Source organism: Curtobacterium sp. MCBA15_005 (assembly GCF_001864855.1).
Lineage (GTDB): Bacteria > Actinomycetota > Actinomycetes > Actinomycetales > Microbacteriaceae > Curtobacterium > Curtobacterium flaccumfaciens.
Genome location: NZ_MJGL01000013.1, coordinates 71901 through 93984, shown reverse-complemented (window position 1 = coordinate 93984; position 22084 = coordinate 71901). Strand labels below are relative to the sequence as shown.

The 22084-nt window shown below is 71.8% G+C and carries 22 protein-coding genes; 9 read left to right on the top strand and 13 right to left on the bottom strand.

All coding sequences use genetic code 11. The annotated features are described in order from the left end of the window. Positions 1-214 precede the first annotated feature (214 nt). The 6 genes from BIU89_RS08835 to BIU89_RS18480 all read left to right on the top strand — a co-directional run bounded on the left by BIU89_RS08835 (position 215) and on the right by BIU89_RS18480 (position 5341). Positions 215-2671 (top strand): phosphoketolase family protein, encoded by a 2457-nt coding sequence (locus BIU89_RS08835; RefSeq protein ID WP_071245916.1) that lies wholly within the window; start codon positions 215-217, stop codon positions 2669-2671. Positions 2672-2764: 93 nt separating this feature from the next. Then, a complete protein-coding gene (locus BIU89_RS08830; RefSeq protein WP_071245914.1) occupies positions 2765-3097 on the top strand; it encodes a hypothetical protein in 333 nt (110 codons plus the stop codon). After that, on the top strand, positions 3094-3309 hold the full coding sequence (locus tag BIU89_RS08825; RefSeq protein ID WP_071245912.1) for a hypothetical protein: 216 nt from the start codon (positions 3094-3096) through the stop codon (positions 3307-3309). Before BIU89_RS08830 ends, BIU89_RS08825 begins: the two co-directional genes overlap by 4 nt. 33 nt (positions 3310-3342) lie before the next feature. After that, positions 3343-4026, top strand: coding sequence for a fumarylacetoacetate hydrolase family protein (locus BIU89_RS08820; protein ID WP_071245928.1), 684 nt, complete (start codon positions 3343-3345; stop codon positions 4024-4026). Between the two features lie 153 nt (positions 4027-4179). Continuing rightward, positions 4180-5154, top strand: coding sequence for a sugar phosphate isomerase/epimerase family protein (locus tag BIU89_RS08815; RefSeq protein ID WP_071245910.1), 975 nt, complete (start codon positions 4180-4182; stop codon positions 5152-5154). A 10-nt stretch (positions 5155-5164) separates the two neighbouring features. Then, positions 5165-5341, top strand: a complete 177-nt coding sequence (locus BIU89_RS18480) for a hypothetical protein (protein ID WP_155896953.1) — start codon at positions 5165-5167, stop codon at positions 5339-5341. A 319-nt stretch (positions 5342-5660) separates the two neighbouring features. Here the strand turns inward: BIU89_RS18480 and BIU89_RS18475 are convergent, their stop codons facing one another. The 3 genes from BIU89_RS18475 to BIU89_RS08805 form a co-directional block, all read right to left on the bottom strand. Continuing rightward, positions 5661-5816 carry a hypothetical protein gene (locus tag BIU89_RS18475; RefSeq protein ID WP_155896954.1) on the bottom strand — a complete coding sequence of 52 codons (156 nt, stop codon included), beginning with the start codon at positions 5814-5816 and terminating at the stop codon, positions 5661-5663. Between the two features lie 158 nt (positions 5817-5974). Further along, entirely contained in the window at positions 5975-8509 is a 2535-nt protein-coding gene (locus tag BIU89_RS08810) for an ATP-dependent DNA ligase (RefSeq protein WP_071245908.1), read from the bottom strand. Beyond that, the gene (locus BIU89_RS08805; RefSeq protein WP_071245906.1) at positions 8506-9396 is read right to left on the bottom strand and encodes an SDR family oxidoreductase; all 891 of its coding nucleotides are present in this window, start codon (positions 9394-9396) and stop codon (positions 8506-8508) included. Before BIU89_RS08805 ends, BIU89_RS08810 begins: the two co-directional genes overlap by 4 nt. Before the next feature lie 135 nt (positions 9397-9531). Between BIU89_RS08805 and ku the strand changes: the two genes are divergently transcribed. Next, positions 9532-10572, top strand: coding sequence for a non-homologous end joining protein Ku (gene ku / locus BIU89_RS08800; RefSeq protein ID WP_071245904.1), 1041 nt, complete (start codon positions 9532-9534; stop codon positions 10570-10572). Between the two features lie 13 nt (positions 10573-10585). Here ku and BIU89_RS17725 read toward each other — a convergent pair whose 3' ends face one another. Next, on the bottom strand, positions 10586-11398 hold the full coding sequence (locus BIU89_RS17725) for a cupin domain-containing protein (RefSeq protein ID WP_083404267.1): 813 nt from the start codon (positions 11396-11398) through the stop codon (positions 10586-10588). Between the two features lie 142 nt (positions 11399-11540). Between BIU89_RS17725 and BIU89_RS08790 the strand changes: the two genes are divergently transcribed. Next, a complete protein-coding gene (locus BIU89_RS08790) occupies positions 11541-12152 on the top strand; it encodes an antibiotic biosynthesis monooxygenase (RefSeq protein WP_035809639.1) in 612 nt (203 codons plus the stop codon). On the opposite strand, the gene BIU89_RS08785 is transcribed toward BIU89_RS08790, so the two are convergent. Genes BIU89_RS08785 through uriH form a run of 6 tightly spaced genes read right to left on the bottom strand, consistent with a single transcriptional unit; the run spans position 12070 to position 17829 of the window. Beyond that, positions 12070-12783 carry a TetR/AcrR family transcriptional regulator gene (locus tag BIU89_RS08785; protein WP_071245902.1) on the bottom strand — a complete coding sequence of 238 codons (714 nt, stop codon included), beginning with the start codon at positions 12781-12783 and terminating at the stop codon, positions 12070-12072. The two genes, BIU89_RS08790 and BIU89_RS08785, sit on opposite strands and share 83 nt — an antisense overlap. Next, positions 12780-13490 carry a DUF998 domain-containing protein gene (locus tag BIU89_RS08780; RefSeq protein WP_071245901.1) on the bottom strand — a complete coding sequence of 237 codons (711 nt, stop codon included), beginning with the start codon at positions 13488-13490 and terminating at the stop codon, positions 12780-12782. Before BIU89_RS08780 ends, BIU89_RS08785 begins: the two co-directional genes overlap by 4 nt. A gap of 19 nt (positions 13491-13509) precedes the next feature. Further along, entirely contained in the window at positions 13510-14454 is a 945-nt protein-coding gene (locus BIU89_RS08775; RefSeq protein WP_071245899.1) for a Ppx/GppA phosphatase family protein, read from the bottom strand. 49 nt (positions 14455-14503) lie between these two features. Beyond that, positions 14504-15364, bottom strand: coding sequence for a ribokinase (locus BIU89_RS08770; protein ID WP_071245897.1), 861 nt, complete (start codon positions 15362-15364; stop codon positions 14504-14506). After that, entirely contained in the window at positions 15361-16791 is a 1431-nt protein-coding gene (gene uriT / locus BIU89_RS08765) for a uridine transporter UriT (RefSeq protein WP_071245895.1), read from the bottom strand. The genes BIU89_RS08770 and uriT overlap by 4 nt, the downstream gene beginning before the upstream one ends. Positions 16792-16797: 6 nt before the next feature. Beyond that, positions 16798-17829, bottom strand: a complete 1032-nt coding sequence (gene uriH / locus BIU89_RS08760; protein ID WP_027467145.1) for a uridine-preferring nucleoside hydrolase UriH — start codon at positions 17827-17829, stop codon at positions 16798-16800. A 162-nt stretch (positions 17830-17991) separates the two neighbouring features. Here uriH and BIU89_RS08755 point away from each other — a divergent pair, with 162 nt between their 5' ends. Next, positions 17992-18990 (top strand): LacI family DNA-binding transcriptional regulator, encoded by a 999-nt coding sequence (locus tag BIU89_RS08755; RefSeq protein ID WP_254791549.1) that lies wholly within the window; start codon positions 17992-17994, stop codon positions 18988-18990. Positions 18991-19161: 171 nt separating this feature from the next. Here BIU89_RS08755 and BIU89_RS08750 read toward each other — a convergent pair whose 3' ends face one another. Genes BIU89_RS08750 through BIU89_RS08740 form a run of 3 tightly spaced genes read right to left on the bottom strand, consistent with a single transcriptional unit; the run spans position 19162 to position 21999 of the window. Beyond that, complete coding sequence (locus BIU89_RS08750) at positions 19162-20847, bottom strand: MDR family MFS transporter (RefSeq protein ID WP_071245893.1); 1686 nt, start codon at positions 20845-20847, stop codon at positions 19162-19164. Next, positions 20844-21464 carry a TetR/AcrR family transcriptional regulator gene (locus BIU89_RS08745; RefSeq protein ID WP_254791547.1) on the bottom strand — a complete coding sequence of 207 codons (621 nt, stop codon included), beginning with the start codon at positions 21462-21464 and terminating at the stop codon, positions 20844-20846. Before BIU89_RS08745 ends, BIU89_RS08750 begins: the two co-directional genes overlap by 4 nt. A 52-nt stretch (positions 21465-21516) precedes the next feature. After that, positions 21517-21999, bottom strand: a complete 483-nt coding sequence (locus BIU89_RS08740) for a GNAT family N-acetyltransferase (protein ID WP_083404265.1) — start codon at positions 21997-21999, stop codon at positions 21517-21519. Between the last annotated feature and the right edge of the window lie 85 nt (positions 22000-22084).

Sequence of the window (22084 nt, the reverse complement as noted above, 5' to 3'; positions counted from 1 at the left end):
ATCGTGATCAGTCCTTTGCTCTGGAGGCGCTCCGGCCGGTGGCCGAATGTGCACGTGGTGTGCACGCTTGCTGTGTACAAGCTGCAGCCCGGCCAACTGTGACCGGAGAGCGCCCTGGGCGTTTGCCCTGTGCAAGTGATTCGGCACCCCCGCCCGAACGGTTTGGGACGAGTTTCCTGAGGTGCCGCAACCCGGGGTTTCGTACCGTGTACCCATGGCTCCAGCACACATCTCCACCACCGACCGGCTCCGGGCGGTCGACGCCTGGTGGCGCGCCGCCAACTACCTGACGGTCGGGCAGATCTACCTGCTGGACAACCCGTTGCTCACCAGGCCGATCGAGCCGGATGACGTCAAGCCGCGGCTGCTCGGCCACTGGGGCACCTCTCCCGCACTGAACCTCGTGTACGCACACTGCAACGCGCTGATCACGGAGACCGGGCGCGAGTTCCTGTACATCTGCGGCCCGGGGCACGGCGGCCCGGCGATGAACGCGAACGCCTGGCTGGACGGCACGTGGAACGAGCTGTACCAGGACGTCGACCTCCAGCGGTTCTTCCGCCAGTTCTCGTTCCCGGGCGGCATCCCCTCGCACGCCGCCCCGGAGACCCCCGGCTCCATCAACGAGGGCGGTGAACTCGGCTACTCGCTGTCGCACGCCTACGGTGCGGCGCTCGACAACCCGGACCTCGTCGTCGCGTGCGTGGTCGGTGACGGTGAGGCCGAGACCGGTCCGCTCGCCGGGTCGTGGCAGGCGCACACGTTCCTCGACCCGGTGTCCGACGGCGCCGTGCTGCCGATCCTCAACCTCAACGGCTGGAAGATCGCGAACCCGACCGTCCTGGCCCGCATCCCCGACGAGGACCTCACCGCGTACTTCCGCGGGCTCGGCTACGACCCGATCGTGGTCGACTCCCGCCGCGTCGACGACGACCCGTACGCGGTGCACGCCCTGTTCGACGGTGCCCTGCGACGCGCCCTCGCCGGCATCGACGACATCCAGGCCGCTGCCCGCGCCCAGGCCGCCCGTGCCGCCGCGGGGCAGCCCGCCGGTGCCGCCGACCTGCGTCCGCGCTGGCCGATGATCGTCCTGCGCACCCCGAAGGGCTGGACCGGCCCGAAGGAGGTCGACGGCGAGCAGGTCGAGGGGACCTTCCGTGCGCACCAGGTGCCGCTGCCCGCGGTGCGCGAGGACGACGGCCACCGCGCCCAGCTCGAGGAGTGGATGCGCTCGTACCGCCCCGAGGAGCTCTTCGACGAGGACGGCCACCCGGTCGGCATCATGACCACGATCCGTCCGACCGGCGACGTACGGATGAGCGCCACCCCGCACGGCAACGGCGGTCGGCTGCGGACCGCGCTCGACCGGCCGCCGCTTGAGCCGTACGCGGTCGAGGTCGGTTCCACGGCGTCCGCCACGGGCACGCTCGGCCCCTGGCTCGCCGCACTCATCAAGAAGAACGCCTCGACCTTCCGGCTGTTCGGCCCGGACGAGACGATCTCGAACAAGCTCGATGCCGTGTTCGACGTGACCTCGCGCGTCTGGCGGGCCCAGCGCGCCGCCGGCGACGAGCACCTGGCCGCACGCGGGCGGGTCACCGAGGTCCTGTCCGAACACCTGCTCGAGGGGATGCTCGAGGGCTACGTGCTGTCCGGTCGGCACGGGATGCTCAACACCTACGAGGCGTTCGCCCACATCATCGACTCGATGGTCGGGCAGTACGCCAAGTGGCTGGAGTCCTCGACCGACATCGACTGGCGGGTGCCGGTGTCCAACCTGTCGCTCCTGCTCTCGTCGCACGTCTGGCGACAGGACCACAACGGGTTCTCCCACCAGGACCCCGGGTTCCTCGACGTCGTCGCGTCGAAGCAGCAGGACCTCGTCCGGATCAAGCTGCCGGCCGACGCCAACACGCTGCTCGCCGTCGCCGCGCACGCGATGGAGACCACGGACCGCATCGAGGTGATCGTCGCGGGCAAGCACCCGGAGCCGGTCTTCCTGTCCCTCGACGACGCGGTCGCGCACGCGCAGGCCGGACTCGGCGTGTGGGACTTCGCCGGTACCGAGCAGGCCGTCGGGAAGGTCGACGTCGTGCTCGCCTGCGCCGGTGACGTCCCCACGGTCGAGGCGATCGCCGCCACCGACATCATCCGGAAGCACGCTCCCGGCGTCGGGGTCCGCGTGCTCAACGTCGTCGACCTGCTGGCGCTCGGTGACCCGCGCAAGCACGAGCACCCGATCCCGGACGAGCAGTACGACGCGCTCTTCCTGCCCGGCACGCCCACGGTCTTCGCGTTCCACGGGTACCCGACCCTCGTGCACCAGCTGACGTACCGCCGGAACGGGCACGACGACCTGCACGTGCACGGGTTCCTCGAGCAGGGCACGACGACCTCGCCGTTCGACATGCTCATGCGCAACGAGATGGACCGATTCGCCCTGGCCCACGACGCCCTGGCGCGGGTGGACGCCGAGGCGCACGCCGACCTGCTCAGGAAGCTGTCCGAAGCGCGGGACGCTGCGCGGACGTTCGCGTACACGAAGGGCGAGGACCACCCGTCGCTCGCGGGCTGGGAGTTCGCGGGCTGGCCCCAGGACGAGCCGGCCAGCGGCGGGACCGGCGGTGACCCGGGTGCGGGCGAGACCGAGGCGGCCGCACCCGGCAACTGACGCACTCCTCCACAGGCCGGGAGGCCCGGAGCACCCTCCACAGGACCGGTCACGCCCGCCGCGTGGCCGGTTCCGTGCTGTCAGGGTTCCGGCATGGACATCGGCTGGATCAGTGCGCTCGTGTCGGTCACGAGCGCGTCCGTCGCGCTGGGTGCGCTCGTCGCCTCGGTGCTCGACGGGCGCGCCGGACGGCGAAATGCAGAGTTCTCGGTGCACCGCGACCTGTGGTGGCAGCGTTGGTCATGGGTCGCCGACCGGGCGACCTCGGACGACGAAGGAGAGCGCGCAGCTGCGGATGTGATGCCGGCTGCGCTGGTGACCCGCAGTTGGACGACCGACGACGACACCTGGACCTCTCAGGCGCTCGCTGAGTACGAGGCGACACGACCGGGAGCCCACGAACAGCAGGAAGGAGAACGTCGATGATCTCGACGCTGACCGACGAGGCCTTCAAGCGGCTGCTCGACAACCGCGAGATGACGACACCACGGCTCCTCGCCAGCCCCCGCTACGGTCCACTCATGCGTGCGAAGGGCGCCGAAGCGGAACTCGCGCAGATGCGCATCGAATGGCGCGAACGCCAGGAGCGCGCCCGGGCGCGGAAGCTCAAGGACGAGGCGTCCTTCGGTGAGAGCTGAACCGACGCTCTGCGGGCCTGCCAGGCTGTGAACGTGACCGAACTCGTCATCCCGGCCCCGAGCCTCCCGACCGTGCCCACGACGACGGGCGCGCGTTTCCCCGTCCGCCGTGTGTTCTGCGTCGGCCGGAACTACGCCGCGCACGCCCGCGAGATGGGCCACGACCCGGACCGCGAGCCGCCGTTCTTCTTCACCAAGCCGGCCGACGCGGTCGTGGTCGACGGCGCCGACACCCCGTACCCGCCGCTGACGCAGCAACTGGAGCACGAGGTCGAGCTCGTCGTCGCCATCGGCACCGGCGGCACGGACATCGCCGTCACCGATGCGCTCGCACACGTGTGGGGCTACGCCGTCGGGATCGACCTCACCCGCCGAGACCTGCAGGCCGAGGCGAAGCGACTCGGACGCCCGTGGGACACGGCCAAGGGCTTCGACGCCTCGGCACCGATCGGGGCGCTCACCTCGGCGGCCGAGGTCGACCCGACCAGCGGCGCGATCGAGCTGACGGTGGACGGGGAGCTCCGGCAGTCGGGCGACCTGGCCGACCAGATCTGGTCGGTCGCCGAGACGATCGCGGCCCTGTCACGATCCGTGGCGCTCGCGCCCGGCGACCTCGTGATGACCGGCACTCCGGACGGTGTCGGCGTGCTCGACCGGGGCGCCGTGCTCGTCGGTACGATCGCCGGCGTCGGCGAGGTCCGGACCCGGATCGTCTGAAGCACGTGTCGGCGATGTGTCGACGGGCTGGGAGCGTTCGCAGGCAGCTCGGGTAGATCTTGGGCATCGTCGCGGGTGGGGCCCGCGGCGGACACGGGGCGGCGCATCGCGACGGGGCGACGCGGACACCTCGGGACTGCCGGAGGTACCACCGTGCTGGAACACGACCTGCTCGCCACGTCCTGGACGTGGGCGGGCGACGAGAGCGTCCGCGACCGGGTGCACGCCGTCGGCGCCGCCGGGTTCGCCGGCCTGTCGCTGTCCCTCGACGACCTGCACGAGGTCCGCGCGACGACGGGCTTCGCCGAACTGCGGCGCATGCTCGACGCCGCCGGCATCGTCTGGGTCCAGCTCGGACCGCTGGACCGTTGGTGGACGTGCACGAGCCGCACCCAGGACGAGGACGCCGACCGCGGGGTCGTGCTCGAGGCCGCGGCGACGCTGAGCGCCTGGCAGGTGGTGGCGCGCGCCGACACCTCGTTGCCCGGAGCCTCCCCCGCGACGATGGCCGACGACTGGGTCGTGCTCGCCGACCAGGCCGAGGCGGTCGGAGCGCAGCTCGTGCTCGAACCGGAACCGTGGTCGAACCTGCCCACGATCGAACGGGCCTCCCGTTTCGTCGCCGCTGCCGGCCACCCGAACGGCGGCCTGCTCATCGACGCCATGCACGCACTCCGCGGCGGTTCCACCCTCGCGTCGATCCGGCAGGGCGTCGCACCGGGGGTCCTCGCAGCCGTCGAGCTGAGCGACGGACTGCTGCACACCCCGAGCGGGATGACCCTCGCCGAGGAGTCCCGGACGGCACGGTACCTGCCCGGTGCCGGAGCGTGGGACCTGCCCGGCTTCGTCCGGACCGTGCGCGAACTCGGGTTCGCCGAGCCGTGGGGCGTCGAGGTCCGGACCCCGGCGCACCGGGCGATGCCCGTCCGCGATGCGCTCCGGACAGCTGTCGCCGCCACCCGTGCGGTGCTCGACGCCGCTGATGCGTTCGGCGCCCCGGCCGCTCCGGCGATGCCCTCGACGCCCGCACCGACGTCAGCGGTGGACTTCGAGCCCCCGCACACCGGCCGCTCTGACCCGACGCACGGTGCCCGTCGCCGGGACGCCGACACAGGGACGCCCGCGTAGGTTGCTGGGCATGACCGATCAGGCAGCACACGACGACGACCTGCTCCGCCGTTCCCAGGAGTCCATCGACGAGGCCAAGGCCGCCGCGGCCGAGGTGGTCGAACCGGAAGAGGACGAGCTCATCGAAGAGGACGCACCCGTGGCCGACCACGCGGTGCCCACCGACGGCCCTGCGCCCGCGGCCTGAACCCGTCCTGATCCGACAGGATCCCCCCCCCCCGGACAGACGAGATCGCCGGGCGACCATCGAGGTCGCCCGGCGATTCTTCTTGCCGCTCGTGTGACGATCCGGTCGCTCGGCACGTCTCACCAGTGGACCCACCGGTCGCGCTTCGGCGAGCCCGGTGCGGGGCCTCGTGGTCGGTCTCCCTGAACCGGCTGGTCACGTGCCTCGGCGACGGTCCGTGCGCTCCCTGATCCAGCGTGCGGGCCGTCGGGTCTGTCGCTCCTGTCGGGCCCGTCGAGCGGTCAGGCGTTCAGGGCTCCCCCGTCAGCCGTCGTCTTCGTCAGTCGTCGTCCTCGTCTGCGAGGAAGTCCGCATACCGGACCTCGGTCTCCGTGGTGCCGGTGCCCGGTTCGACGGACCGCTGCGACAGGTCGTCCCCCGTGATCGCGACGCGTTCTGCAGCCGTGTAGGGCGGCAGGTACTTGCTCGAGTTCATCCTCGAAGCCCCCTTCGTCCCGGCGAACGTAACAGCCGATGGCCGATCGTGGCCACCCGTTCCGATACTGTCCCCCGCGCGGGCTCCGGACGGGGGACGGATGTTCGCCAGCGGCGGACCCCATGCGCACGCATGTGGACCCGAAGGCGAAGCGCGGCTCAGGTCTCCCGCACGACGTCGTCCGGGTCCTTGTCCACCCGCCACCCTCGCCAGGACGGCTGCCGGAGCCGTCCGTCGCCGGTCCACTCGGCGAACTCGACCTCGCCGACGCGCTTCGGCGTGACCCAGTGCGCATCACGCGCGTCAGGTCGTGGGACGTCGACGAACGGCGGGGTCTTCCGTTCCAGCGGTTCGAGGACGCCGGCGATCTCGTCGAGGTCGCGGTCACGGAACCCGGTTCCGACCTTGCCGACGTACTCCAGCCCGTCGGGGCCGGGCACCCCGAGCAACAGCGACCCGATCCCCCCGGCACGCCGCCCGCTGCCCGGTTTCCAGCCACCGACGACGACTTCCTGCGTGGCGTGGTGCTTGCGCTTCAGCCAGGCCTCGGACCGCCTGCCCTCGGCGTACTTCGACGACCGCTTCTTCGCGACCACGCCCTCGAGGCCCTGCTCGCGCGATGCGGCCAACACCGCGTCGAGGTCGCCCTGCACCGCCGGCGGCACGTCGATCGCACCGCCGGGTTCCACGACCGTCTCGAGCGCCTGCCGCCGGGCGTCGTAGCCGAGCCGCGTGAGCTCGTGCCCGTCCGCCTCGAGCACGTCGAACAGCAGGAACCGCACGGGCGTCGTCTCCTGCGCGCTCCGGACCTCGCGCGCCTTCGTCAGGCCCATGCGGTTCTGGAGCAGCTGGAACGAGGGGCGGCCACGATCGTCGACGGCCACGATCTCACCGTCGAACACGCCGTCCACGCCGGCCCGCTCGCCCAGTTCCTGCAGCTCGGGGTACTGGGCCGTCAGGTCGTTGTCGTTGCGGCTGCGCAGGGTCACCGACCCGTCGCGGACCGTCGCCAGTGCGCGCACCCCGTCCCACTTCATCTCGAAGGCCCAGTCCGCCGGGTCCAGCCGGGGCTCGCCCTTGGCCAGGGTCGCCTGCATCGTCCGGCGCTCGGACGGCGGGGTCTCGGCGTCCGCGGCCCCGCGGATCCGTCGCTGCCCGGCGCGGTGTGCACCGTCGTGCCCGTCCGACGGCCGGTCCGACCGTCGCGCCACCGCCGGCCCGGCAGAGCCGCCGCCGTCCGCCAGCCGTTCGGGTTGCTCCTTCGTTCGGTGGATCAGCCAGTTCTTCTCGTCCCCGCCGCCACGGCCGCGGGTGTGCAACAGCGCGAGGCGGCGAGCGCCACCGGCCCGACCGTGCAGCGTGACGATGACCTCCTGCCCCTCGCGCCACTTCTCGAGCTCGTAGGTGCCGTCGTCCCAGATCGTGACCGTGCCGCCGCCGTACTCGTCCTTCGGGATCGTGCCCTCGAACGCCCCGTACTCGAGCGGGTGGTCCTCGGTCTGCACCGCCAGGTGGTTCTTGCCCGGGTCGGTGGGCTCGCCCTTCGGCAGGGCCCAGCTCACCAGCACCCCGTCGTGCTCGAGCCGGAAGTCGTAGTGGTCGCGGGTGGCGTGGTGCTCCTGGATGACGAAGGTCGGTGTGCCGTCCTTCCGCACGGTGGGAGCGCCCTCGGGCACGGGCTCCGGCGTCTTCGAGGCGTCCCGCTTCGCCCGGTAGGCGGCGAGCCGGTCACGTGCGGGCTGCTCGGCGTCGTTCGCGCGCTCGGTCCGGTCGCTGTCCCAGTGACCGTGGTCGTCGCGCCCGACGGCCAGCGAGGCGGAGGCGACCGGGTGCAGGAAGTCCCCACGGGCCTCCAGGCGTTCGAGGACCTCGTCCAACGTGAGCTGCGCGAGCCCGCGTTCCTCGAGCTCCTTCCAGGTGCGGGGGGCCGCGACCGTCGGCCGCTCGCGGCCGCGCAGCGAGTACGGGGCGATGGTCGTCTTGTTGCCGTTGTTCTGCGACCAGTCGACGAAGACCTTGCCCTTCCGCTCCGCACGGCTCATCGACGACAGCACCAGGTCCGGCAGGTCCGTCTCGAGGGCCTTGGCCAGCTCGTGGGCGACGTCGGAGACCTGCGCCGTCGTCGCCTTACCGTCCAGGGCCGCGTACAGGTGGATGCCCTTGGAGCCGGACGTCACCGGGTACGGGTCGAGTCCCATGCCGTGCAGGATCTCGCGCGCGGCCACGGCGACCTCGACGCACTCGGGCAGCCCGACGCCCTCGCCCGGGTCGAGGTCGAGGACGAGCCGATCCGGGTTCTGCTGCGCGCCGCGGGGGCCGAACCGCCACTGCGGGACGTGCAGTTCGAGCGCGGCCTGCTGCGCCATCCACACCAGGGTCGGCAGGTCGTCGACGATCGGGTACTCGTTGTCGTGTTCCGAGTGGTGGATGGTGTGGTGGCGCACCCAGTCGGGGGCCGAGTCGGGCAGGTTCTTCTCGAAGAAGACCTTGCCCTCGACACCGTTGGCCCAGCGCTTCCGGGTCACGGGGCGGTCCTTGACGTGCGGGATCATCCACGGCGCGACCCGCTCGTAGTACTCGATCACCCGGCCCTTCGTGGTGCCGGTCTCGGGGTAGAGCACCTTGTCGGTGTTCGTGAGCGCGAGCCGCCGGTCGCCGACGAGGACGACGGTCTTGCGCGACGCGGGACTCACAGCGCCACCCCGGTCGCTCCCGCCACCGTCAGGGTCGTGCCGGACGTGTACGACGACTCGGGCCCGGCCAGGTAGACGTAGGCGCTGCCGAGCTCGACGGGTTGGGCGGGACGGCCGAACGGGGTGTCCTGGCCGTACGCCGCGATCTCGTCGCCCGGGTAGCTGATCGGCTGCAGGGGCGTCCACACCGGCCCGGGCACCACCGTGTTGGCCCGGATGCCCTTGCTCGCGAGCTGCCGCGCGAGCCCGTTCGTGTAGGTGATGATCGCGGCCTTCGTCGCCGCGTAGTCGATCATGCGGTCCTGCGGCTGGTACGCGGACACCGAGCTGGTCGTGACGATCGAGCTCCCCGGCGCCATGTGCGGGACGGCGGCGCGGACCAGCCAGAACAGCGAGTACAGGTTGACCTTCATCGTGCGGTCGAAGTCCTCGGTGCTCTGCACGGTGATGTCCTCGTGCACCTGCTGGTGGCCAGCGACCAGCACGAGTGCGTCGAGGCCGCCGAGCTCGCTGACGGCGTCCTGCACCAGGACGTCGCAGAAGGCCTCGTCGGTCAGGTCGCCGGGCAGCAGCACCGCCTTGCGCCCGAGGTCACCGATGACGTCGCGGACCTGTTCGAGGTCCTCGCGTTCCTCGGGCAGGGCGTTCAGGGCGACGTCGGCCCCTTCCTTCGCCATCGCGATCGCCGCAGCGCGCCCGATGCCGGAGTCCGCGCCCGTGACGAGCACCCGGTACCCGCGCATCCGCCCGGTGCCCAGGTAGCTCGTCTCGCCGTGGTCGGGGGCGGGGTCCATCGCACTCGCCAGCCCGGACCCCTGCTGGGTCTGCGCGGGGAACGGCGGACGGGGGAACTGGTCGCGCGGGTCCTGCTTGTCGAGCTGGCTCATGGGCCCATCGTGCTCGCGCCGGCCTCGCGGCGGTCCAGCGAACCGGACATCCGTGGAACGATCCCCCGGACGGCGGACCTGTGGAGGAACCGACGGCTCCGGGCACGCACGCGTGCGGGCGGGCATCATGTGCGCATGAGGTCGATCTGGAAGGGCTCCATCGCGTTCGGGCTCGTCAACGTGCCCATCAAGGTCTACGCGGCCACCGAGACGCACGACGTGTCCCTGCACCAGGTCCACGACGAGGACAAGGGCCGCATCCGGTACAAGCGGGTGTGCGAGTTCGGACACGAGGTCGAGTACGCCGACATCCAGCGCGCCTACGACGACGGCGACAAGACGGTGGTGCTCACGGCGGACGACTTCAAGCAGCTCCCCGAGGAGCAGTCGCACGAGGTCGAGGTGCTCGAGTTCGTGCCCGTCGAGCAGGTCGACCCGATGATGTTCGAGAAGACCTACTACCTCGAGCCCGACTCGCGCTCGCCGAAGGCGTACGTGCTGCTGCGCGAGACCCTGGCGAAGACCGACCGCCTGGCGATCGTGCAGTTCACCCTGCGGCAGAAGACCCGGCTCGGGGTGCTCCGGGTGCACGACGAGGTCATCCTGCTGCAGGGGCTGCTCTGGGGCGACGAGGTCCGCGCCGCCGACTTCAAGACCCTCGACACGACGGTGAAGGTCAGCGCCAACGAGCTGAAGATGTCGTCCTCGCTCGTCGAGAGCATGTCCACCGACTTCGACCCCGACCGCTACACCGACTCCTACCAGGAGGAACTGCAGCAGCTGATCGACGCCAAGCTCGAGGCGGGCGACGACATCGACACCGAGAAGACCTTCGGCGCCCAGGACGACGAGGACGACGACGACGAGGGCGGTGACGTGCTCGACCTGATGGCCGCCCTGCGTGCGTCCGTCGACAAGAAGCGGACAGGAGGCTCGGGGTCGCGTTCGTCGTCGACCGCACGCTCGTCGTCGGGTTCCGCCTCGGGCACGTCCGCCTCGGGCACGTCCGGCTCGGGCGCGTCCGGCTCCGGCAGGAAGGCACCGGCGAAGAAGGCGGCCACGAAGAAGGCCGCGGAGAGCACGGCCGAGAAGGCCCCCGCGAAGTCGGCGCCGAAGAAGGCCCCGGCCAAGAAGGCTCCGGCGAAGAAGCCCGCCGCCAAGAAGCAGGCGAGCTGACCGCTGACGGGGGTCAGGCCGCGGTCGAGCCGCCGCCCGCCAGCCGCTCGAGCGTGGTGAACACCCCGGCGTGCTCCTGGCGCAGCGCGGTCCACCCGGCGCCGGTGTCGATCCGCTCCGGGTGCTCGACGGGCACCGCGTACCCGTGCTGTGCCCGCGGCACCGGGTCGCCCGGCAGCCGGAGCTCCTGGGTGAAGGCGCCGCTCGCCGCCTCGAAGGTCAGGGTGTGCGACGCGACGTTCCGGCCCCAGTCCGCGGACGGCCACGACATGAACGCGACGTGCCGCATCCCCTCGGCGGGATCGGTCGCCGAGACGTAGCAGCCGTGGTGGTCCTCACCCGGGGACAGGATCGTGTACGTGCCGTTGTCCCGGTAGACGAGCAGGGCCTCGGCGAAGGGCTTCGGGGCGTACATCGCGGTGTAGCGCAGGGCGTGGACGAACCGCGGCCGCCCCAGCGGGACCGACACCACCGCGCTGCGGACCGGCCCCTCGCTCGGTGGCGCCTCACCCGGGGTCGACGCCACTCCGCCTGCCGGGAGGTGCGCGACGTAGAGCAGTTCGGCGTCCTCCGTGCCGGTGCTTCGGCCGTCGTGCACGACGTGTGGCTCCTCGACCAGGGCCTGCCCCGGCCCGACGACCCGCGTCGCCTCTTCCGTGACGTGCGTCAGCGCGCCGCGCACCACCACACCGGTCTGACGCGCGTCGTGGCGGTGCCAGCCGGTCGACGAGCCCGTCGGGAGCGTCAGCCGCCGGACCTCGTACGTGCCGCCGTCGGGCCCGTCGACGGTGGCGATAAGGGTGGTGGTGGGCTCGGGATCGGTCATCGGGGTCCTCTCGGTGGCGCGTTCGCCAGATGATCGTCTTGCACTCGCCTGGGACGGTGGTCGAAGGACGACGCGGATCCGTTCAGCCGACGACCGCGGCACGTGTCACGAGTCGGAAACACGGGTCCGGGACACTGGTCGGATGACTCCACAAGAGCCTGGGAGCCTGCAGTCGTCATCCGAGACCGCAGGCCCGCCCGTCACCGTCTCCGTCACCCGCCTGGTCGAACCCGACCGCATCCCCGAGGTCACCCGCTGGGTGCAGTCCGGGGTGAACCTGGCGAACCGCTACCCCGGCTTCCTCGGCTCGGGGTGGGTGCGTTCCACCGCGCAGTCCCGCGAGTGGCACATGCTCTACCGGTTCGCCGACCACGACTCCCTGGCCACGTGGGAGAACTCCGACGACCGGCTGCGCTGGCTCGACCTCGGCCGTGACCTGGTGGTGGAGTCCCGCGTCGAGAAGCGCACCGGCATCGAGGGGTGGTTCGACGTCCCGCAGGACGCCCCGGCCTCGAGCGCTCCCCCGCGGTGGAAGCAGTCCGTGAGCATCTGGCTCGGCTTCTTCCCCGTGAACCTCGCGTTCACGTACCTGACGGCCTGGCTCGTCCCCGCGTTCGCGCACGTCGCGATCCTGCCCCGGGTGCTCATCACGACCGTCGTGCTCACGCCGATCATGACGTTCTGGGTGCTGCCGTTCGTGACGAAGCTGATCCGGCCGTGGCTGCTCGCACCGCCGAGGTCCGAGCGGGCCTAGCCGACGACCCCGGGCGGGACTGGCCGACGCCCCCGAGCGGCACGGGCCCGTCGTGGCCGAGGGCGTCCCATCCGACCTGCAGCATGTGCGGCCGGGCCTCGGTCGCAGAGGCCTCGGTCTCGTACGTCAGCGCGAGCATCACGATGGCGCCGAACGCCCCGGAGACCCGTGCCCGCCGGTCGAGCGGGGTGGCCGTGGCGTCGGCCATGTCGATGCCGAACACGTCGAGGAGCGTCGCTGCGACCGGTTCGAGCCGGACGCCGACGTCGTCCCCGCGCCGGAGCGTGAACGCCGCGAGCGCGAGTTCCGCCCACCCCGGCCGGGCGAGAGCGAGGTCGGCGATCCCTGCGAGCGCCGCGGCGTCGCGGGCCTCCCCCGCGGGGGCGGCGGCGGCGGCTGCCCGGATCGCCTCGGTCTGCGCGGTGCACTGCGCGAGCGCGGCCTCGACGAGCAGCTCCTTGCTCGTGAACCGGGCGAGGATGCCCGCCTTCGAGTAGCCGGCCTGGTCGGCGACGGCCTGCACGGCGGTGTCCTTGATGCCGCGGCGGGCGATGAGTCCGGCGGTGATGTCCAGGACGCCCCCGTTGATCTCCTCGGCGGAGGGCCGAGCACGGCGCGCAGGCCGACTCACGCGCCGACCGCCGAGGCCCGTGCCGTCCGCAGGCGCCGGGTCCCCGCAACGAGCAGGGCGATCCCGGTCAGGAGCTCCCACGCGACGATCGTGTACACGGACGCACGCTCCCACACGCCGTCAGGGAGCACCTCGATCACCGTCGACGACGAGTCCACGACGAGCATCACGAGGGAGACGAGGCCGACGATCCCGAGCGCGACGCTCGCGATCCGGTAGGCCGCCGGTGCCCGCAGCGCCCGGGACCCGATGCCGGCGGTGATCGCCACGAGGTTGCCGGTCGTGATCGCTGCCGCGGCGCCGAGCACGTGGAACACGATGGTGCCGCCGTCGGTGCTCGTCTGGCTGCCGTGGAACGAGCCGACCAGGACCATCCCGAACAGGTGGACCACGGCGAGCACCGCGGTCGCCACCCGCGCACGGCGGGACGCGGCGCGGAACACCACGACGGCGAGCACCGCTGCGATCCCGAACAGGACGCCCTGCCCGATGAACGTCGTGTTCATGAGCACGTGCAGCGGTGAGTCGATCGACCGCCCCTGGAACGTGCCGACGTCGGGGACGCCGAGGTCGGAGATGTAGTTCGTCGCGTAGTCGTAGCCGGGGAACGCCGACGCCGAGACCGCTTCGCCGACGAGCCAGCCGACCCCCGCCACCGTCCAGAGGGCCCCGGAGACCAGCGCTCCGCGAGTGTCCGTTTTGGTCATCTCCTGACCATATCGGTCACTACGGTGAGTTGCCCAGCACCGACAACTGGTCGAGCCGCTCGAGGATGACGCCCTCGCGCAGCGCCCACGGGCAGATCTCGAGGGCCGGCAGGTCGAAGATGTCCAGGCACGCCTCGGCGACGAGCGCCCCGGGCACCACCTGGTGTGCGCGGCTCGCCGAGACGCCCGGCAGCGCAGCGAGTTCGTCGACCGACATCGTGAGCAGCTCCGGCAGGCGCTGCCGCAGCACGTCGCCGTCGAGGGCACGGGGCACGAGCGGTCCGGCGGCGGACGGCGCGGCCCCGCAGATCCGGGCGATCGACCGGAACGTCTTCGACGTCGCCACGGCCCGGTCCGGGCGGCCCGAGCGGAGCAGCCGTCCGGCGTCCCGGGCGATCTCGACGCGGATCTCGTGCCGGATGCGGCGGACGTCGTCCTCGGTCGGGGTGCCGGCGGCGAAGTAGGAGCGCGCCAGGCGTGCGGCGCCGATCGGCATCGACCACGCGACGTCCGGTGCCTCGTCGGCACCGCCGGCGATCTCGAGCGAGCCACCGCCGATGTCGAAGACCGCCAGGCGACCGGCGGACCATCCGAACCAGCGACGCACGGCCAGGAACGTCAGCCGGGCCTCGTCGGAGCCGGACAGGACGGCCAGCTCGACCCCGGTGGACGACTCGACGTGGGCGAGCACGGCCTCGGAGTTGCCGGCGTCGCGCACCGCCGAGGTGGCGAACGCGAGCATGTCCTCGCAGCCGCGTTCCTCGGCGACGCGGACGGCGTCGGCGACGAAGGTGGTCAGGGCGTCGATCCCCTGCTGCGTCACCGCGCCCGAGTCGTCGAGGTGCTCGGCCAGCCGAAGCGGCTGCTTGAACGAGGACGCCGGCAGCGGCGCGGCGCCGCCGTGGGCGTCCACCACGAGCAGGTGGCCGGTGTTGGACCCGATGTCGAGGACTCCCACGCGCATGCCACAACGCTAGCGGGCCACCGGGACGGTTCGACCCGGGAGGCGCGGGTCACGCCCGCAGGAACGCCTCCAGCTCGGCGGTGGTCGGGTACGAGGCCTGAGCGCCCGGCTTGGTCGCGGCGTACGCCCCGACCCCCACCGCGAACCGAGCGGCGTCGACGAGGGTGTCCCCCGCGGCCAGACGCAGCGCCACCGCACCCATGAAGGCGTCGCCGCAGCCCGTGGTGTCCACGGGCTCGACCCGGACGGCGTCGATCGACACCGGCTCGGCACCCCCGTCGTGCACGACGCAGCCGGCACCGCCGCGGGTGACGATCGACCGTGCGACGCCGTGGTCACCGAGCGCCGCGGCCTCGTGCTCGTTCACCAGCAGCACGTCGGTCAGTTCGAGGAGCTCGGCCGGCACGGCGCCGAACGGTGACAGGTTCGTGAGCACCGTGACCCCGGCGGCGTGCGCGGCCCGGGCGGCGGCGAGGACGACGTCGATCGAGACCTCGAGGCAGAGCCCCAGCACCGCGGCGCCGGCGAAGACGTCGGCCGGCACGTCGTCCGGCGTCAGCGTGCCGTTCGCCCCGGCGGAGATCACGATGGTGTTCTCGCCTGCGGCGTCGACGGTGATGACGGCGGTGCCGGTCGCGACGCCCTCCCGGATCGCGACGTGCGTCGTGTCGACACCCGCAGCCGCGACGGAGTCGCGGAGCAGCGCACCGTTCCCGTCGTCGCCGACCGCACCGATCATGCGCACCGTGCCCCCGAGCCTCCCGGCAGCCACCGCCTGGTTGGCGGACTTGCCGCCGGGCAGGATCGCGAGGTCGGAGCCCTGCAGGGTCTCACCGGGCTGGGGGAAGCGCGCGGTGCGGACCACCAGGTCCGCGTTGAGCGACCCGACGACGACGATGCTCTCGGTCAACGGACGGTCTCCTTCTGCGGGGCGACGGACGTGGTCTCGGCGCTCTCCGGACGGGGGATGAGGAACGAGATCGCGAGCGCGACGGTCGTGATCGCGGCCCCGAGCAGCATGCCACCGGAGTACCCGGCGGTGCCCGCGGAACCGCCGACGCCGAGCGCGATCTGCAGCGCGGGCAGGACGGCGAAGCTGACCCCGGCGCCGAGGTTGAACGCACCGGCGTTCAGGCCCGGCAGGAACCCGGGGTTCGACTCCGGCGACAGCACGATGCCCAGGCCGTTCAGGATGATGTTCGCGATGCCGGCGTAGGTGATGCCGATCAGCACCGTCGCGGTGACCAGCACGGGCAGCGAGTGCACGCCGACCAACGCCATCAGGACGGTCGAGACGATGCTGCCGATCAGCCCGACGCGCAGGACGGCGCGGTACCCGATGGTCGGGGCGAGGCGCCCGGCGAAGGGTCCGACGATCCACCCGACCAGCGCGTACGGGGTGAGGAACACGAGCGACGCCAGGTCGGGCTCCATCCCGAAGCCGGCGTCACCGTTCTGCGCGAGCGAGGTCACCAGGCCGTTGACGACCGCGAACACGCCCGTCATCGTCAGGAACGTCGTCGCCAGGAGCGCCCAGGTCGCACGGCGCTTCAGGAACCTGGTCTCGACCAGGGGTTCCCGCACCCGCGACTCGACGGCCCAGAACACGGCGAAGGCGACGAGCGCGACGACGACGCCACCGACCACGAGCACGGGGTTCGCCGCGCCGAGCTTGCCGGCCTCGTTGAACGCCGTGAGCAGCGCACCCACGCTCACCACGAGGGGCACGACGCCGATCCAGTCCATCCGGGTGCCGGCCGAGGGCTTCGACTCGACGCCCCAGACCGCGACCAGGAGCAGGGCGATCACGGTGACGACGGCGATGACCCAGAAGATCCCGCGGAACCCGAAATTCGTCGCGATCCACCCGCCGGCCAGGGCGTCGACGCCCGCGATGCCGCCGTTCACGGCGGTCAGCAGCCCGAGGGCGGCGCCGTACCGCTTCGGGTCGCTGATCTCGTTGCGCAGGACGAGCAGGCAGATGGGGACGACCGGACCGGTGACGCCCTGGATGATGCGACCGGCGAAGAGCATCGGCACGTTCACCGCGAGCGCGGCGACGATGCTGCCGACGAGCATCACGGCGAGCATGCCGATCAGCACCCGCTTGCGGCCGACGATGTCGGACAGCCGCGGCAGGAACAGCGAGAACAGCGCCGCGAGCGTGAAGTACAGGGTCTGCGACAGGCCGATGGTGGCGTCGTCGGTGTTGAGCTCGCGCGCCATCGTGACGAGGGCGGGGCTGAGCATGCTCGCGTTCAGCTGGAACGCGATGCACGCGGCGAGGAGCGCGGCCGTGAGGGCGCCGATCGACTTCTTCGTCGAGGTGGTGGTCATGGGGGTTCAGCGCTCCGGGGTCGTGGTGATGCCGGCTTCGACGGCGTCGGCGGCGGCACGTGGGGTCCAGCCGGTGTCGGCCGTCTCGCCGATGCGCTCGAGGGCGTCGACGACGAGGTCCCAGAACCGGCCGTGGTCGAGCTCCATCGCGGCGCTCGTGCGGCAGTCCTCGGGTGCGGGGGCGCGGAAGTCGGCGACGGTCATGCCCAGGGTCAGCGCGCCCTGGGTCTCGACGTGGATCGGGACCTTCACGGCGCGGACGATCGTGGGGTCGATGACGTACGCGACGGCGCAGGGGTCGTGGACCGGCGGGGCGTCGAAGCCCTGGGCGTCCTTGTAGGTCTGGCCGAAGAAGTCGAGCAGCTCGCCGACGAACGCGGCGGGGGCGGTGCCGACGCCGGCGATGCGCGCGGCGACCTCGGGGGTGGCCAGGGCCTGGTGCGTCAGGTCGAGGCCGACCATCACGACGTCCCAGCCGGCCTCGAACACGATGGCCGCGGCCTCGGGGTCGATGACGATGTTGAACTCGGCGACCGGGCTCCAGTTGCCGACGTGCACGCCGCCGCCCATGAGCACGACCTGCTTGACGCGCTCGACGATGCGGGGTTCCTTGCGGGCGGCGAGGGCGATGTTCGTCAGGCCGCCGGTCGGCACGAGGGTGACCGTGCCGGGCTCGTGGGCCATCACGGTGTCGATGATCAGGTCGACAGCGTGGCGCTCGTCGAGGTCGAACGACGGCTCGGGGAGCATCGGTCCGTCCAGGCCGCTCTCGCCGTGGATGTCCGGTGCGACCTCGATCTGGCGCAGCAGCGGGCGGGCGGCTCCGGCGGCGAACGGCACCCCGGTGATGCCGGCGATGCGGGCGACGGCCAGGGCGTTGCGGGTGACCTTCGGCAGGGTCTGGTTGCCGACGACGGTGGTCACGGCGAGCAGGTCGATGGCCGGGCTGCCGTGGGCGAGCAGGAGCGCCACGGCGTCGTCGTGGCCGGGGTCGCAGTCGAGGATGATCTTCGCGGCGGGCTGGGTCGCATCGGGCACGCTGGGCGCTCCACTTCTTCGGGGAATCGAGGTGAGTGCTCGACGTGGTGGGGATCCACGGGCCGGCAGAGCGCTGGCGACGCGGCGCGTCAAGCGTTTGACATCGAAACACGTCAAACGCTTGACGTCAAGTTCGACCACCGCGCTCGCTAGCATCGACGAGTGCCCTCCCCCGCCGCCCCGAGCCGTCGTGTGACCGCTGCGATGGTGGCCGAGCGTGCGGGCACGAGCATCGCCACGGTCTCCCTCGTCGTGAACGGCAAGGACCGCGGGCGGGTCTCCGCCCCCATCGCCGCACGGGTCCGCGACGCCGTGGACGACCTCGGCTACGTCGTCGACCACGCCGCCAGCTCGTTGGCGCGCGGCAGCGGCGATCTCGTCGTGTTCATCGCCCCCGACCTGTCGAACCCGTTCTTCGCCGAGGTCATCCGTGGCGTCCGCGACACCCTGGGCGACCGGTTCCAGCTCGTGCTCTCCGTCACCGAGCGGGGTGCACAGCCGGTCGCGGCCGACGTCCGGCGCTTCGAACGGCTCCGGCCGGCCGGCATCCTGGTCGACGCACCTGCCGCCGACGAGTCGATGTCGGCGAGCGTCCCCGTGGTGCTGCTCGACGCCCCCGGTGGGCCCGAGGCGGTCAACTACGACCTCTCCACCGGCGTGCACGACCTCGTCGCCCACCTGCACGACCGGGGACACCGGCACGTGGGCTACCTCGACGGCACCTCGCGGGCGGCGACGTTCGGCGTGCGCCGCGAACTGTTCGAGCAGGCCTGTGCGGAGGCCGGCATCACGGTCTCCGAGGTCACCGCCCGCGCCGACCTGACCGTGGAGGCCGCGGCCTCGGCCACCGAACACGTCATCGAGGCCTGGCAGGACGACGACGTCACGGCCATCGTCGCGGCCGCGGACACCCTGGCCTACGGAGTCCTGCGGGTCGCCGGCGCGCTCGGCATCGCCGTCCCCGGCGCACTCGCGGTCGCGGGCTTCGACGACCTGCCGTCGTCGTCGGTCACCGCGCCGGCCCTGACGAGCGTGGCGCTGCCCGGCGCCGACCTCGGTCGCGCGGCGGCACTGCGGCTCCTCGCGACGCTCGACGGCACGGCCGCCGAGCCCGCGGCCCTGCCGACGCGGCTCGTGCCGCGCGCGAGCACCGGCGCGTAGCGCCGGGTCACCGCGACCTCACGCGCTCAGCGACACCTCACGTGCGCTGGAACGCGCGAGGTGTCGCTGGGCCCGAAACGTCGGCCCGGCGCGCGGTGGTCGCGACCGGACGACGGACGGGAGGCCCGGTGCCAGCTCGCACCGGGCCTCCCGTCCGTCGGTCGGTCGCGTCTACCGGTCGGTGTCCCGCCCCGGTGCGGAACCCTCCGGAGCCGCCGCGTGCGCCGCACGCGCAGCACGCTGCGCGCGCTCGAGCTCGTCGGCCTCGTCACCGCCGACGGCCTCGCCACGGGCGACCATGCCGGCCGTGTCGGAGAGCTTGATCTGCGGCAGGAACAGGGCGAGCAGGAACGCCACCGCGATGAACGGCAGCAGGTACCAGAACACCGGTGCGAGCGAGTCGGCGTAGGCGTTCACGATGCCGTCCTGCACCGCAGGCGGCAGGCCCGCGACGGTCGACGGGTCGATGCTCCCCGCCGAGGACGCCGCATCGGTCGCCGATCCGCCGGCACCGCGGAACACGTCGGTCAGCGACGTCGTGAGCCGCGCGGTGAAGAGCGCTCCGAAGACGGCAGTGCCGAGGGAGGCACCGACCTCACGGAAGTAGTTGTTCGTCGACGTGGCGGTACCGACCTGCTCGGCGGGCACGGCGTTCTGCGCGACGAGGACGACCACCTGCATGATCAGGCCGAGCCCCGCACCGAAGACGAACAGGTACGCGCAGATCAGCCAGATCGGGGTGTCCGCCGCCAGCTGGGTCATCGCGAGCATCGCGATGGCCACCAGGACCGTGCCGACGATCGGGAACATCCGGTAGCGCCCGGTCTTGGTGATCAGGACACCCGAGGCGATCGAGGTGCCGATCAGGCCGGCCATCATCGGCAGCATCAGCAGACCGGAGACCGCCGCCGAGGTACCCGAGGCCATCTGCAGGAACGTCGGGACGAAGCCGATCGCGGCGAACATGCCGATGCCGAGCACGAGGCCGATGCCGGTGGCCAGCAGGAAGGTGCGGTTGCGGAAGAACGACAGCGGGAGCACCGGGTCCTGGGCACGGGACTCGACGAACACCAGGAGCGCTGCCGAGACGACGAGACCGGCGAACCAGGCCCAGGTCTCGGGGGCGTCCCAGCCGTGGTCCTTGCTGCCGCCGAACTCCGAGAAGAACACCAGGCACGTGGTCGCGGCGGACATGAACAGCACGCCGAGGACGTCGATGCGCTTCGTCGCCTTCTTGTTCGGCAGGGTCAGCGCGAACCACGCCACGAAGAACGCCGCGATGCCGACCGGGATGTTGATGTAGAACGCCCAGTTCCAGGTGAGGTGGTCCACGAAGAAGCCACCGAGCAGCGGGCCACCGATGGCGGACAGGCCGAAGATCGCACCGAGCGGGCCGAGGTACTTGCCGCGCTGCGAGGCCGGGACGATGTCCGCGATGATCGCCTGCGACAGGATCATCAGGCCACCGCCGCCGAGCCCCTGCATGGCGCGGAACGCCACGAGCTGCGTGAAGTCCGTGGCGAACGCGCACCCGGCCGACGCGATGGTGAACAGCGCGATGGCGATGAGGAACAGGTTGCGGCGACCGAGGACGTCACCGAACTTGCCGTAGACGGGCATCACGATGGTGGAGGCGAGCAGGTACCCGGTCGTCAGCCAGGCCTGGTGCGCGACGCCGCCGAGCTCGCCGACGATGGTGGGCATCGCGGTGGAGACGATGGTCTGGTCGAGGCTGGAGAGCAGCATCCCCGCGATCAGGGCGGAGAAGATGATCCAGATGCGACGCTGCGTCAGGAGCAGCGGGCCGTCGGAGCCTGGGCGGGCACGCTTGGTGGTGCCCGGCGCGGTGGCGCTCATGTGGTGTGTTCCCGTTCGGTCGTGGTGACCGCCCTGAGCAGGCGGAGGTTCTCGGTGAGCAGCGCGTCGAACGTCGGTCCGGTGGCCTCGTCGAAGGCGTCGTCGAAGTACGTCTCCGCGGTCACCTTCAGCAGCGCGGCCGCGGCCTCGGTCACCAGGCGCGCCCGACGGTCGCCGGGGTCGTCCCACCCGAACCGACGGCGCACGGCCACGGTGACCCGGGCGAGCTGCACGTCGGTCGCCGACAGGAACCGCGCGACGAGCGCCGGCTCCCGCTCGAAGACCCGACGCATCATGGCCTCGTCGGCACGGACGAACCCGACCCGGCCGAACTGGTCGATCGCCAGCGCCACGATCGAGCCGAGGGGGTCGAGCTCGCCGGGGACGATCCCGCCCGCGGCGTAGGCGTCGATCGCCTCGACGTCGGCGTTGAGCTCGATGCCGAGCACGGCGTCGTCCTTCGACCCGAAGTGGTTGAAGAACGTGCGGCGCGACACCCCGACGGTCTCGCAGAGCTGCTCGATCGTGAAGCCGTGCAGCCCGTGTTCGACCGTCGCCCGACGTGCCTCGACGATCATGCGTCGACGCAGCGCGCGGGTGCGGTCGGTGGTGCTCACCGAGCAAGAATTGCACTCTCCCGATGAAAGTGCAATACAGGCCGGCGGCGGGCTACAGGGCCTTCTCGAAGCAGAACGACCAGGGCATGGTCGCGACGTAGGGCTCGTAGACCGCGATCTGGTCCCAGCCGGTCTTGCGGTAGAGCGCCACGGCGTCGGGCTGCTTGTCACCGGTCTGCAGGATGAGCCGCCCGGCGCCGAGTTCGCGACCGACGCGCTCGCACTCGTCGAGCAGCGCGGTGGCCGCACCCTTGCCGCGCGCCGAGGCGAGCACGATGAGCCGCTTCAGCTCGACCTCGTCACCCAGACGCCGGACGGCGATGTGCCCGACCGGTTCGCCGGACTCGTCGACGGCCAGGATCGACGTGACGACGGTCGACGGGTCGACGCTCAGCGCACGACCCCGCTCAGCGGTGACCGCCGGGTCCTCGTCGGCGTTGGCCGACCCGTAGCGTTCGTGCATCTCGTCGTCCATGCGGGCGCGGAGCACCACGCTGCGGGGGTCATCCCAGGACACGCGTTCGATCGTGATCACGAACGTCGATCCTGGCACGGGCGACCGACGACGCGGAAACCGAGGCGCCCGTCAGGCGCGACCAACGCCGCCCGTCGGGCGCGAC

Bases quoted from the DNA above. Each gene is read 5' to 3' on its own strand.
- BIU89_RS08835 (WP_071245916.1), top strand. From the start codon at position 215: ATGGCTCCAGCACACATCTCCACCACCGACCGGCTCCGGGCGGTCGAC.
- BIU89_RS08830 (WP_071245914.1), top strand. From the start codon at position 2,765: ATGGACATCGGCTGGATCAGTGCGCTCGTGTCGGTCACGAGCGCGTCC.
- BIU89_RS08825 (WP_071245912.1), top strand. From the start codon at position 3,094: ATGATCTCGACGCTGACCGACGAGGCCTTCAAGCGGCTGCTCGACAAC.
- BIU89_RS18480 (WP_155896953.1), top strand. From the start codon at position 5,165: ATGACCGATCAGGCAGCACACGACGACGACCTGCTCCGCCGTTCCCAG.
- BIU89_RS18475 (WP_155896954.1), bottom strand. From the start codon at position 5,816: ATGAACTCGAGCAAGTACCTGCCGCCCTACACGGCTGCAGAACGCGTC.
- BIU89_RS08805 (WP_071245906.1), bottom strand. From the start codon at position 9,396: ATGAGCCAGCTCGACAAGCAGGACCCGCGCGACCAGTTCCCCCGTCCG.
- ku (WP_071245904.1), top strand. From the start codon at position 9,532: ATGAGGTCGATCTGGAAGGGCTCCATCGCGTTCGGGCTCGTCAACGTG.
- BIU89_RS17725 (WP_083404267.1), bottom strand. From the start codon at position 11,398: ATGACCGATCCCGAGCCCACCACCACCCTTATCGCCACCGTCGACGGG.
- BIU89_RS08790 (WP_035809639.1), top strand. From the start codon at position 11,541: ATGACTCCACAAGAGCCTGGGAGCCTGCAGTCGTCATCCGAGACCGCA.
- BIU89_RS08780 (WP_071245901.1), bottom strand. From the start codon at position 13,490: ATGACCAAAACGGACACTCGCGGAGCGCTGGTCTCCGGGGCCCTCTGG.
- BIU89_RS08775 (WP_071245899.1), bottom strand. From the start codon at position 14,454: ATGCGCGTGGGAGTCCTCGACATCGGGTCCAACACCGGCCACCTGCTC.
- uriT (WP_071245895.1), bottom strand. From the start codon at position 16,791: ATGACCACCACCTCGACGAAGAAGTCGATCGGCGCCCTCACGGCCGCG.
- BIU89_RS08750 (WP_071245893.1), bottom strand. From the start codon at position 20,847: ATGAGCGCCACCGCGCCGGGCACCACCAAGCGTGCCCGCCCAGGCTCC.